Source organism: Virgibacillus sp. FSP13 (genome assembly GCF_054048505.1).
In genome coordinates, this window is sequence record NZ_JBSVKG010000001.1 from 86327 (window position 1) to 99196 (window position 12870).

13 protein-coding genes are annotated in these 12870 nt (G+C 44.1%); 12 read left to right on the plus strand and 1 reads right to left on the minus strand.

The window, feature by feature from the left end:
* Window positions 1–25 precede the first annotated feature (25 nt).
* The 5 genes from ACW2QC_RS00415 (at window position 26) to ACW2QC_RS00435 (ending at window position 5547) form a co-directional block, all read left to right on the plus strand.
* Window positions 26–766, plus strand: coding sequence for a hypothetical protein (locus tag ACW2QC_RS00415; protein ID WP_457542000.1), 741 nt, complete (start codon window positions 26–28; stop codon window positions 764–766).
* A gap of 137 nt (window positions 767–903) precedes the next feature.
* Window positions 904–1836: an ABC transporter permease gene (locus tag ACW2QC_RS00420; protein WP_457542001.1), complete on the plus strand. Its 933-nt coding sequence runs from the start codon at window positions 904–906 to the stop codon at window positions 1834–1836.
* Window position 1837: 1 nt separating this feature from the next.
* Complete coding sequence (locus ACW2QC_RS00425; protein ID WP_457542002.1) at window positions 1838–2794, plus strand: ABC transporter permease; 957 nt, start codon at window positions 1838–1840, stop codon at window positions 2792–2794.
* Window positions 2795–2803: 9 nt separating this feature from the next.
* Entirely contained in the window at window positions 2804–3808 is a 1005-nt protein-coding gene (locus ACW2QC_RS00430) for an ABC transporter ATP-binding protein (RefSeq protein WP_457542003.1), read from the plus strand.
* A 104-nt stretch (window positions 3809–3912) separates the two neighbouring features.
* Window positions 3913–5547 (plus strand): peptide ABC transporter substrate-binding protein, encoded by a 1635-nt coding sequence (locus ACW2QC_RS00435; protein ID WP_457542004.1) that lies wholly within the window; start codon window positions 3913–3915, stop codon window positions 5545–5547.
* Here the strand turns inward: ACW2QC_RS00435 and ACW2QC_RS00440 are convergent.
* Window positions 5472–5948, minus strand: coding sequence for a hypothetical protein (locus ACW2QC_RS00440; RefSeq protein ID WP_457542005.1), 477 nt, complete (start codon window positions 5946–5948; stop codon window positions 5472–5474). The genes ACW2QC_RS00435 and ACW2QC_RS00440 overlap by 76 nt on opposite strands.
* Window positions 5949–6036: 88 nt before the next feature.
* Here ACW2QC_RS00440 and ACW2QC_RS00445 point away from each other — a divergent pair, with 88 nt between their 5' ends.
* From ACW2QC_RS00445 to ACW2QC_RS00475, 7 genes are all read left to right on the plus strand, one after another.
* Window positions 6037–6957: a S66 peptidase family protein gene (locus ACW2QC_RS00445; RefSeq protein ID WP_457542006.1), complete on the plus strand. Its 921-nt coding sequence runs from the start codon at window positions 6037–6039 to the stop codon at window positions 6955–6957.
* Window positions 6958–7040: 83 nt separating this feature from the next.
* On the plus strand, window positions 7041–7994 hold the full coding sequence (locus ACW2QC_RS00450; RefSeq protein ID WP_457542007.1) for a C40 family peptidase: 954 nt from the start codon (window positions 7041–7043) through the stop codon (window positions 7992–7994).
* Window positions 7994–9001 carry an ABC transporter ATP-binding protein gene (locus ACW2QC_RS00455; protein WP_457542008.1) on the plus strand — a complete coding sequence of 336 codons (1008 nt, stop codon included), beginning with the start codon at window positions 7994–7996 and terminating at the stop codon, window positions 8999–9001. Before ACW2QC_RS00450 ends, ACW2QC_RS00455 begins: the two co-directional genes overlap by 1 nt.
* A 90-nt stretch (window positions 9002–9091) precedes the next feature.
* Entirely contained in the window at window positions 9092–9715 is a 624-nt protein-coding gene (locus ACW2QC_RS00460) for a hypothetical protein (protein ID WP_457542009.1), read from the plus strand.
* Window positions 9712–9960, plus strand: coding sequence for a hypothetical protein (locus ACW2QC_RS00465; protein WP_457542010.1), 249 nt, complete (start codon window positions 9712–9714; stop codon window positions 9958–9960). The genes ACW2QC_RS00460 and ACW2QC_RS00465 overlap by 4 nt, the downstream gene beginning before the upstream one ends.
* 242 nt (window positions 9961–10202) lie before the next feature.
* A complete protein-coding gene (spoIID, locus tag ACW2QC_RS00470) occupies window positions 10203–11375 on the plus strand; it encodes a stage II sporulation protein D (RefSeq protein WP_457542011.1) in 1173 nt (390 codons plus the stop codon).
* A 266-nt stretch (window positions 11376–11641) separates the two neighbouring features.
* Window positions 11642–12670 (plus strand): peptidoglycan DD-metalloendopeptidase family protein, encoded by a 1029-nt coding sequence (locus ACW2QC_RS00475; RefSeq protein ID WP_457542012.1) that lies wholly within the window; start codon window positions 11642–11644, stop codon window positions 12668–12670.
* Window positions 12671–12870 lie beyond the last annotated feature (200 nt).

The window sequence follows — 12870 nt, forward strand, 5'->3', positions numbered from 1 at the left end:
TATTTTTTTAAGCAGGTGATACCGATTGCGGTGTCACCTGCTTTTTTGGTGTGCAGGGAGCGGTGCATCGGCCCGAGAGCGAGAACATCAGCCCGAGAACGAAAACATCAGCCCGAGAGCGAGAACATCGGCTCGAGAGCGAAAACATCGGCCCGAGAGCGAGAACATCGGCTCGAGAGCGAGAACATCGGCTCGAGAACGAAAACATCAGCCCGTGAGCGAGAACATCGGCGCGAGCGGAGAAACATCAGCCCGAGAGCGAAAACATCGGCTCGAGAGCGAGAACATCAGCCCGAGAACGAAAACATCGGCGCGAGCGGAGAAACATCGTCCCGAGAGCGAGAATATCGTCCCGAGAGCGAGAACATCGGCGCGAGAACGAAAACATCGGCGCGAGAGCGAAAACATCGGCGCGAGAGCGAAAACATCGGCTCGAGAACAGAAACATCAGCCCGAGGGCGAGAACATCGGCGCGAGAACGAAAACATCAGCCCGAGAGCGAGAACATCGGCGCGAGAACGAAAACATCAGCCCGAGCGGAGAAACATCAGCCCGAGAGCGAAAACATCGGCTCGAGAGCGAGAACATCGGCTCGAGAGCGAGAACATCGTCCCGAGAACAGAAACATCGGCGCGAGAGCGAGAACATCGGCGCGAGAGCAAGAACATCGTCCCGAGAGCGAGAACATCGGCTCGAGAGCAAAAACACCATCCCGAGCGGAGAAACATCATCCCCAGATCCCAAACCAAGTCCTTCCACACCCTAATCTAAATTAATCTTTTCAATTCCGTAACAATATGATAAAATAGTATGAAAATTATTAATAATCTACAAAGGAGGGCGGCCAAAGGTGTATCAAGCAATGCGAAAATGTGTACAACCTTTTTATAGGAGTGGGGCGACATGTTACGGTACATTTTAAAACGGTTTCTCATGATGGTCATCACTATTTGGATCATTGTGACATTGACATTTGTTTTAATGGTAACGATTCCTGGCTCGCCGTTCAACGAGGAGCGGGGGACTAATGAAACGGTTCAAGCTAACTTAGAGGCGCATTATAATCTTGATGAACCTTATTACATACAATATTTGCTTTATTTGAAATCGATCGTAACGTTTGATTTTGGTCCATCGATTAAACAACCAACTGAAACAGTAAACGATTTACTTGGTCGGGGATTCCCAATTTCCTTTGAGCTCGGAATTGTAACGATTATTGTTGCAGTCATATCAGGTATTATTCTTGGAATTATGGCGGCGCTTAGGCATAACAAAATGATTGATTATGCAGCCATGAGCTTTGCTGTATTAGGAATATCGATCCCAAATTTTGTCTTGGCAACTCTGCTCATTCAAAAGCTGGCGGTGGATTGGCAGCTGTTCCCACCCGCGACATGGTCTAGTCCGGCCCATATGGTTCTCCCAGTCATTGCGCTGGCGACAGGTCCGATGGCGATTATCGCAAGGCTGACAAGGTCAACGATGCTGGAAGTACTCACACAGGATTATATCAAAATGGCACGGGCAAAGGGACTTACACCGTGGAAGATTGTCGTGAAACACGCCTTAAAAAATGCCCTAATGCCTGTTGTGACAATACTAGGTACACTGCTTGCGGGGATTTTGACCGGTACATTTGTAATTGAAAAGATATTTGCAATACCTGGGATGGGAAAATATTTTGTTGAAAGTATTAATCAACGGGACTACCCAGTTATTATGGGGACAACGGTTTTCTATAGTGCTTTTCTTATTTTTATGTTGTTTTTAGTAGATATTGCTTACGGTTTACTAGATCCACGAATCAAGCTGCATAAAAAAGGAGGAGAATAAATTGAAGCTAAGAAATGAATATACAGCCGAAAATTCTCCTGCTAATGTTCCAGATGATTGGTTCACGTGGAAGGAAAAAGATTTACAAGCGGCTGAATCTGTTGCCAGGCCTTCATTATCTTATTGGCAAGATGCATGGAAACGGCTTGTAAAAAATAAACTGGCAATGTCAGGACTAGTTTTTCTTATTCTATTAACTATCATGGCAATAATCGGCCCGACACTTACACCATACTCAGTTAAGGATGTGAATTTGCCCAATCAATTCCAAGGGCCTTCCGCTACACATTGGTTTGGTACAGATTCATTAGGTCGTGATGTATTTACCCGCACATGGTATGGTGCAAGAATCTCGCTGTTTGTTGGACTAATGGCGGCGCTGATAGATTTCTTTGTTGGTGTTGTTTATGGGGGGATTTCCGGCTACAAGGGTGAGCGTACAGACAATATCATGATGCGGATTATTGAGATCTTATATGGCCTGCCTTATTTACTCGTTGTCATTTTATTGCTAGTTGTGATGGGTCCGAGCTTGACGACGATTATCGTTGCGTTAACAGTGACTGGCTGGGTCGGCATGGCGCGGATCGTCAGGGGGCAAGTTTTGCAAATTAAAAACTATGAATTTGTGCTTGCCTCAAAATCGTTCGGGACCAAGACAAAACGGATTATCCGCAAAAATTTACTGCCGAATACAATGGGGCCAATCATTGTCCAGATGACTTTAACCGTTCCAAATGCGATTTTTGCTGAAGCGTTTTTGAGCTTTTTAGGATTAGGGATCCAGTCGCCATATGCCAGCTGGGGGATGATGGCCAATGATGCTTTAGGCGCGATTTTATCCGGAAACTGGTGGACATTATTTTTCCCAGCATTTTTCATCTCGTTCACGATGTTCGCCTTTAACGTTTTAGGCGACGGGCTTCAAGATGCGCTTGATCCGAAACTGAGAAAGTAGGTGAAACAATTGGAAAAGATTCTCGATGTACGTGATCTCCATGTAACGTTTACAACATATGGCGGCACCGTTAAAGCAGTTCGTGGTGTTAATTTTCATTTAAATAAAGGGGAAACACTGGCAATTGTTGGCGAGTCAGGATGTGGGAAGAGTGTGACATCCAATGCGATCATGCGGCTTATTCCCGATCCACCAGGGAAAATTGCTCGAGGTACGATCTCGTTTCATGGAAAAGATTTGACAAAGCTCTCCGAGAAAGAGATGCGTCAAATTCGTGGCGTTGATATTTCAATGATTTTCCAGGATCCCATGACAGCATTAAATCCAACGTTAACGATTGGTTCTCAACTAATGGAAGGACTGCGTCAGCATCATAAAATATCCAGCGAGCAGGCGAAAAGAAAGGCACTAGAAATGATGGATTTAGTTGGCATCCCAAATCCAGACGAACGAATGAAGCAGTATCCACACCAATTCAGTGGTGGGATGCGGCAGCGGATTGTGATTGCGATGGCATTAATCTGTGAACCGGAATTATTAATCGCTGATGAACCAACAACAGCACTTGATGTAACGATTCAAGCGCAAATCCTGGAGTTATTTGAAAAAATCCAAGCTAAAACTGGTGTATCGATTATTTTGATTACCCATGATTTAGGTGTGGTTGCGAAAATTGCCGATCGAATTGCTGTTATGTATGCAGGTAAAATTATTGAAGTAGGCACAAAACGAGAAATATTTTACCGAGCAGAACACCCCTATACACAAGGCTTGCTGAAATCTGTCCCTAGGCTAGATTTACAAGGGGAAAAATTAATCCCGATTGACGGAACACCACCTGATTTATTCTCACCTCCAAAAGGATGTCCCTTTACAGCGCGATGTCCGCTTGCCATGGAGGTGTGTGATAAAGTTCACCCTTTTCATTCTAAGCTTTCTAATACGCATCATGTGGAATGTTGGCTGCAGGATGAGAGGGCGAAACAACTTTTGGCTGCTTCAGCCGTTAGGTAATGGTGGCTTATCGCCAAATGGTATCGGCATAAGTCACTGCTTTTCTGAACTTCTACGTTTGGATAAGCGAAATCACAAATAAATTTTAGGAGGGGGAAATTTTCATGAAGAAATGGCTCTTGTTGCTTGTTACAGCATTAACGGTCATTGTTTTGGCGGCATGTACTGCAAATGACAGCGCTGGTGAGAAAAAGAATGATGACAGTGGATCTGATGCGGAGGCGGCAAGTGAAGAAAAAGTGTTGCTCATGAATAATGGAGAGGAGCCAACATCATTAAATCCACCAATAGGCTTTGACTCTGTTTCATGGAATGTGTTAAACAACTTAATGGAAGGGCTTACACGATTGGGGCAAGACGATACACCAGAAGCGGCAATTGCTGAAGACTGGGATGTTTCCGATGATGGCAAGACATATACCTTTCATCTCCGGGAAAACGCCAATTGGTCAAACGGGGACCCAGTAACAGCAGCTGATTTTGAATATGCCTGGAAGCAATTGCTTGACCCGGAAACAGGATCTCCAGCAGCATTTTTGGGCTATTTTATTGAAGGCGGCGAGGCGTTTAACAATGGGGAAGGTTCCGCGGACGATGTCATGGTGACGGCAAAAGATGAGAAGACATTTGAAGTTACGTTGACAGCACCAACAGGATTTTTCCTACATGTCATTTCCAATCCTGCCTTTTTCCCAGTCAATGAAAAAGTGGCAACGGAAAATCCGGAATGGTTTGCTGATGCTGACTCCTATGTTTCTAATGGGCCATTCAAAATGGAAACATGGGAGCATGACAGCAAAATTGTAATGGTGAAAAACGATCAATATTGGGATAAAGATACTGTGAAGCTAGATAAAGTAGACTGGGCAATGGTTCCAGAAACAAACACAGAATATCAAATGTTTCAAAGTGATGAACTGGATATGACGGAAATTCCGTCTGATATGGCTGAACAGTTAATTGATGGTGATGACGTGGTAATTGAAGATCAAGCAGGGCTTTATTTTTACCGCTTCAATGTCAATGAAGAGCCATTTCAAAATAAGAAAATCAGGAAAGCATTCGCACTGGCAATTAATCAGCAAGACATTGTTGATTTCGTAACAAAAAATAAAGAAGAAGCAGCGACTGGTTTTGTATCGCCAGGATTTACCGATCCATCAGGTGCAGATTTCCGCGAAGCAAATGGCGCACAAGTGGAGTTTAACCCTGAAGAAGCGAAAAAGCTGTTAGAAGAAGGTATGAAGGAAGAAGGTTATGATGAATTACCAGCCGTGACATTATCTTACAATACAGATGAATCACATAAGGCAATCGCTGAGACGATGCAAAATATGTTTAGTGAAAACCTTGGCATTGATGTTACATTGGAAAACACCGAATGGAACGTATTTTTAGAGGATCAAAAGGGACTAAAACATCAATTGTCACGTAGTTCATTCTTATTTGATTATGGTGATCCAGTTAACTTCCTAGAAAGCTTCATCACCGGCTCAACGATGAACCGCACAGGCTGGTCAAATGAAGAATATGATCAATTAATCGAAAAGGCTAAAACAGAAACAGATGAAGCAAAACGCTGGAAATATATGTATCAGGCTGAGGAGCTGCTAGCTGAAGAAATGCCGATTTTCCCAATTCATTACTACAACCAAGTTTATATTTACAAGGATAACATTTCCGGTGTTGTCCGCCATCCAGTTGGGTATTTGGAATTGAAATGGGCGGATAAGCAGTAGGTAAGTGGGAAGTCGCGCAACCCGGGCGAAAAGTCGCGCAACTCGGTCGGGAAGTCGAGCAACCCGGGCGAAAAGTCGCGCAACCCGGGCGGAAAGTCGAGCAACTCGGTCGGAAAGTCGAGCAACCCGGGCGAAAAGTCGAGCAACTCGGTCGGGAAGTCGCGCAACCCGGGCGAAAAGTCGAGCAACCCGGGCGAAAAGTCGCGCAACTCGGTCGGGAAGTCGAGCAACTCGGGCGAAAAGTCGCGCACCCCGGTCGAAAAGTCGCGCAACTCGGTCGGGAAGTCGAGCAACCCGGTCGAAAAGTCGCGCAACTCGGTCGGGAAGTCGAGCAACTCGGGCGGAAAGTCGCGCAACTCGGGCGAAAAGTCGCGCACCCCGGCCAGGAAGTCGCGTACCAAACATAATGGAGTAAGCAGGTAAGGGAGGGCTCATTTTCTTATGGGCCACCCTTTTTCTACATAGAATGATGAAGAGAGAAGGGTTCACATGATACTTCCGGAACGTTTACATAAAGGTGATACGATTGGCATTATTGCACCGGCAAGTCCGGTAAATTTTAATGAGCTAAAGCAGGGTATTTCATTTTTTAAGAGTATGGGTCTTTATGTCAAACTTGGCAAGCATATCGATCGGGTACATGGCTATTTGGCTGGGACGGATCAGGAACGTCTTGCTGATTTTCACGACATGTTTGCTGATCCGCATGTGAAGGCAATTATATGTGCCCGTGGTGGCTATGGGACTGGAAGAATTGCCGCAGCTATCAACTATGATTTAATCAAACAAAACCCAAAAATTTTCTGGGGCTATAGTGATATTACTTATTTACATACGGCGATACGGCAAAAAACTGGGCTTGTTACGTTCCATGGGCCAATGGTCGCTTCGGATATCGCCAAGGATAATTTTGATGTGGTATCAGCACGTCTCTTTGAACAATTATTCCAGCCGATGAAATTATGTTATACAGAAGAAATGTCGCCGTTACATACGCTTGTTCCGGGTGAAGCAACCGGAGAGCTAGTTGGGGGGAATTTATCACTTTTAGTTAGCATGATGGGTACCGTAAATGAAATCGATACAAAAGGAAAGTTGCTGTTCATTGAGGACATTGGCGAGGAGCCGTATCGGGTTGATGGTATGCTTAATCAATTAAAACTTGCTGGCAAACTTCATGATGCAGCTGGGATTATTATTGGGGATTTTTCCTGGGCTAATCCGAGAAAAGGAAAGCCGTCCTTGAGTCTGAATCAGGTTTTTCAAGATTATGTTGCTGATTTGTCGTGCCCTGTGATGTCAGGATTTAAAATAGGCCACTGTATGCCACACTTCTCAATCCCATTGGGGGTTAATGCAAGTCTATCAACTCCACACAAGACTCTGATCGTTGATGCGGGGGTCAGATAAATTTTGGGATGGACGATGAGTAGGCTTTACTGTGAATTTTACAACGTCAATGAGGATTCGATATTAGAGAGGAGCATAGTAAAATGGTTGAACAAACGTTTGAACAATTTTCCGATGAGCTGTGGGTAACAGCGGTTCAGGTCGCGACGGTCTGGACAAATCCACAATCAACAAGAGAAATTGATCTACCAGGAATAAACAACCCAACCAATATTGATGATTGGATAGAACGGCAAAATGTTGCATCGCTTTCAGCCTTATGTGATGAAAATCGTGTGCAATCACAATTATTGTATGGGGAGCGGGTCATCATAACGGAAGTAGCAGGTGACTGGGCACACGTTATCATCCCTTCACAGCCATCACATAAGAATGAGCGAGGTTATCCTGGGTGGGTTCCTAATAAGCAATTGAAAAAAGTAGCAAAATCCGATTGGCAGCGTTCGAGGATTGTTGCCGTAACTGGTAACTTTGCTTGGCTTGAAACGAACGATGGTGAACGCTTCATAAAACTAAGTTACCAAACACACTTGCCATTAAAGGAAGAACACCCCGATCGAGTTGAAGTGATCACACCACATGGCCATTTATTTTTAAACAAAAATGCAGTTACAGTATTTCCGACAACAGTAGGGCTTAATAAGCAAGATGGAAATGCAATCATTCAATCAGGTGAGCGATTCCTTGGACTTGATTATTTCTGGGGTGGAATGAGTGCATTTGGATACGATTGCTCTGGGTTTAGCTATGCTATGCATAAGGCAAATGGTTATCAAATACCGCGTGATGCCGGGGACCAAGCGGCAAATGGTAAAGAAATTTCGGATGAGCAACTGTTGCCAGGCGATTTAATTTTCTTCGCATATCAAGAAGGAAAAGGCGCTCTACATCATGTTGGCATCTACTATGGAAATGGTAAAATGCTCCACTCACCCAAAACGGGAAAACAAATTGAGATTATTGACCTTGAAGGTAGCGTTTATGAAAAAGAGCGGTGTATGGCTAGGAGATATTGGCAAGGGGCGGAGGAAAAGTGATGTATGATAATAAATTGTTACAAGTCAGTGAATTAAAAAAGTATTTTCAGGTAAGCAAAGGCCAGATACTACAAGCAGTTGATGGTGTTAGTTTTTACGTTAACAAAGGAGAAACGTTTGGCCTTGTCGGAGAGTCTGGCTGTGGAAAATCCACCATTGGACGTACAATAATGGGGCTTTACGATAAAACAGATGGTGATGTGGTGTTTGCGGGACAAAACGTGCATGAACTTGATGGGCAGAAAAAGTTTGATTTCTACCGCAGCATGCAAATGATTTTTCAGGACCCATATGCATCGTTAAATCCGCGCTCAACCGTACGTGAAGTGATCGCCGAGCCAATGGAAGTTCATGGATTATTTTCCTCGAAGAAAAAGCAGCTTGATCGTGTGTATGAGCTGTTGGAAGAGGTTGGATTAAATCGAGATCACGCCAATCGCTACCCACACGAATTCAGTGGGGGTCAGCGGCAACGAATTGGAATTGCTCGCGCCTTGGCATTGGATCCGGACTTTATCATTGCCGATGAGCCAATTTCGGCACTTGACGTATCGGTTCAGGCACAAGTTGTTAATTTATTGAAAGAACTACAAACCAACAAGGGTCTAACATTTTTGTTCATTGCGCATGATTTATCCATGGTAAAACAAATATCCGATCGAATTGGTGTCATGTATTTAGGAAATTTGGTCGAATTAACGGCGAGCGATGCACTGTATGAAACCCCACTGCATCCATATACACAGGCATTGTTATCGGCAATTCCTATACCAGATCCAGATATTGAGGAAATTCGCGAGCGCATCATCCTAGAAGGTGAACTGCCAAGCCCCATCAACCCACCAAGCGGCTGCGTCTTCCGCACACGCTGTCCAATGGCCATGGAAATCTGCTCGACAAAAAAACCCGTATGGCAGGAAGTCGAGCAAAGCCATTATGTCGCTTGTCACCTATATGATAAAACAATTGGAGATAAAACCCCGATTAAAAAGGAACGTACTGTTTAGCAGATAAACTCTTTCGCATGATCTTGCGGAAGAGTTTTCGTGTTTTGAGCGTGGGATAACGGCGGGCAGGGTGAGAACATCGTCCCGAGAGTGAGAACATCGGCGCGAGAGCAGAAACATCGGCGCGAGAGCGAAAACATCGGCCCGAGAACGAAAACATCGGCGCGAGAACGAGAACATCAGCCCGAGAACGAAAACATCGGCGCGAGAGCAGAAACATCGGCCCGAGAGCGAGAACATCGGCGCGAGAGCAGAAACATCAGCCCGAGAGCGAAAACATCGTCCCGGGAGCGAAAACATCATCCCGAGAGCAGAAACATCGTCCCGAGAGCGAAAACATCGTCCCGAGAGCAAAAACATCGGCCCGAGAGCAGAAACATCAGCCCGAGAGCAAAAACATCGGCCCGAGAACGAAAACATCGTCCCGAGAGTGAGAACATTGGCGCGAGAGCAGAAACATCAGCCCGAGAGCAGAAACATCGGCGCGAGAGCAGAAACATCAGCCCGAAAGCGAAAACATCGGCGGGAGAACGAAAACATCGGCGCGAGAGCAGAAACATCAGCCCGAGAACGAAAACATCGGCGCGAGAGCGAAAACATCGGCGCGAGAGCAGAAACATCGGCGCGAGAGCAGAAACATCGTCCCGAGAGCAGAAACATCAGCCCGAGAGCAAAAACATCGGCGCGAGAGCAGAAACATCGGCCCGAGAGTGAGAACATCGGCGCGAGAGCAGAAACATCAGCCCGAAAGCGAAAACATCGGCGCGAGAGCGAAAACATCGGCGCGCGAGAGCAGAAACATCGTCCCGAGAGCAAAAACATCGTCCCGAGAGCGAAAACATCATCCCGAGAGCAGAAACATCGTCCCGAGAGCGAAAACATCGTCCCGAGAGCAGAAACATCGGCCCGAGAACGAAAACATCGGCGCGAGAGCAGAAACATCAGCCCATCAATATTAGTAAACTATCACAACTAGTCCAAGGCCACTCCGCACAGGCCATGCTCCGTACGATAAGTCATCATCTGTTCGCTACCGCTTTTGTTCTAACAATCTCACATTTCTAGTTCTATTGTTTTCTGAATTTGTATACGTTTAATAGTAGGGATGCTAGAAACATTCCTGCTTTTGACGTCAGATAACCATCAGTATTGTTACGGCCAAAATTGCAGTAGTACACAATTTATTACAAGGAGGCGGCAGATGAATAATCGCAAATACAACTATAAACCCCCTAAAGCATGGAAAAAGAAGAAGTCCACCATGAAACGAAACAAGGCTTTATTACAACCGATGTTAAAGAGAGACATGTCGTCAAAGCGAAAAGAGCAAATGATGAAATTTTCAACAGGGAAATCGGCGATGTGGAAATTACCAAGTATGCTGATTGTTGCAAGTTTAATGGTGATTATTTTAGTCATTCCTACCCTGATCGTTTTACCAGACAGTAGTCATGGTGATCAGCAAATAACAATACAGACAAATGATGAGCCAGATCCAGATAATACGGTTGAGCTAAGTGCAGGGGACTCTCCATTTTCCGTGGAAGTGATGCGAGCAAGTTCCGATAAGGTGGAAAATGTCCCATTAGAAACATATGTAACCAGGGTAGTGGCCTCAGAAATGCCGGTCGATGAGTTTGAATTAGAAGCCTTGAAAGCACAGGCGTTAGCGGCGAGGACATATATTGTTGACCTACTGCTTCATAAAGATGAAACAGATAAACCGGATGTGACAGACACAACTGCCAATCAAGTATATAGTAATGAAGCGGAACTTCGGAAAAGGTGGGGAAAGGAATTTAATCAAAATATAAGCAAAGTAAAAGAAGCAGTTGCAGCAACAAAAGGGGAGATTCTGACGTATGATAATGCACCAATATTCCCAGCATTCTTTTCCACAAGTAATGGGTATACAGAGAACTCAGAGGACTATTGGGAAAATAAGTTGCCATATTTGCGCAGTGTAAAAAGCCCGTGGGATAAAAAGTCCCCGAAATTCCTCGATCAAAAGGTAATCGCCATTTCTGATGTTGAGAAAATACTTGGCGTTGATTTAGGGAATAAAATAACAGCAGAAATAATCAGAACAGATAGTAATCGGGTTGATAAATTAACAATCGGGGGCAAGGAGTTCACCGGTAGGGATATTCGTGAAAAATTGGAATTACGCTCAACTGACTTTACCATTGAACAGAAAAGTGATCATTTAGTTTTTAAGACAAAGGGTTTCGGTCATGGGATAGGTTTGAGCCAATACGGGGCAAACGGCATGGCCAAGGATGGGAAAACATATAAGGATATCGTAACGCATTATTATCAAGGGGTTAAAATTAGTGAGGTTACGGAAACGGCCCCGACACTTGTGGCTAAATAATTATGGAGCACAACGGATCGAGTACAAAAGACTCGAATTCGTTGTGCTTCAGTTAATTATTTATCCGATGAGGAGCAAACCTATGACGGAATATCGTCAACTACCAGCAACTCTCGTAAATCACAATCTTTTTATCATGTCCCAAACATTCAATTCCTTTACTTTCCCCCATCTTGCTAAAAAAATGCACAAAGTCAAGAATTTTTTTTGATAAAATGTATAGTTTTTCTTTTTTCTGATCAGAATGGTTGTTGAGGTGATGATCAATGAAAGAAGAAAACAATGGAGCTTCAAAAAATAAGTGGAGCCGCATTTTTCGCAAGAAGTGGTTTTTCCCGGCAGTATACTTGACAATTGCTGCAGTTCTCTTGACAGTAGTTTTGTGGTATCAAAACCTGGATAACCAAGTTCAAGAGGCGGAGGATGAGCAAGGGATAACAGAAGATTATGCCGATAGTCCGTATGATCAGGAAGCGGAAACAGTTGTCGAGCAGCAAGAAGTCGTTAAGATGCCTGTCGAGAAAGAGAATCTAGCAGAAATCGTAACTAAATTTTTTGATTACAACGCAGACCAGGAGGACCAGGAAAGTGCACTAGTCCTTTACAATAACCGATACTATCAAAGCACAGGTATCGATATTGCATCTTCAGAAGTTGAGAAATTTAATGTTACAGCTGCACTAAGTGGGTCCGTAACCGAAGTAAAAGAGGATCCGTTATTGGGTAATCTTGTTGAAATCTCGCATAAGAACGAGGTAACGACGTATTATGCTAGTCTTGGAAAAGTCGATGTCAAAGCCGGTGATGAGGTAAAACAAGGTGATGTTATCGGTACAAGCGGCGAAAACTTATTCGGAAAAGACAAAGGTGTACATGTCCACTTTGAATTACGCAAAGATGGAAAGGCAGTCAATCCGGAAGCTTATTTTAACCAGCCTGTCAGCAAGCTAGATGAAGCAACAGGTGTGGAGAAGTCTCAAGCTGATGAGGAATCAGATGCAAATGAGGAATCCGAAGCGACTGAAGAATCCGAAGCTACGGAAGAATCTAGTACGAAGGATGAATCTGAAGCAACAGAAGAGTCCGATGCAACAGAAGATGCTGACAAAACGGATGATGCCGATTCAGCAGATAATCCTGATGCAAAAGATGATAGTGACGCGACAGATTCGGATAAAGAAAAGTCAACAAACAATGAGGACGAAACCGATAATCAAGATTCGGAAACAGATGCAATGGATGAAAATTCTACTGGATTAAACTCCGATTCATCCCATGCTTCAGCAAATGCCTAATTGTATAGGCAGTTACCCTAGTATTTTTGCTAGGGTTATTTTTTTGTTTAAAATGAGTTTAATGGTAAAAAATAGTGAGTTAGTTGTAAAATTGCAAAAATTGTCGAACGATTTGGCTTTTTATCTGCAAAATCTATGTTATCATAGTATTAAATCGTTTTTAATGTTTTGTTTTGTCACATTATTGACATCTTTGGCAA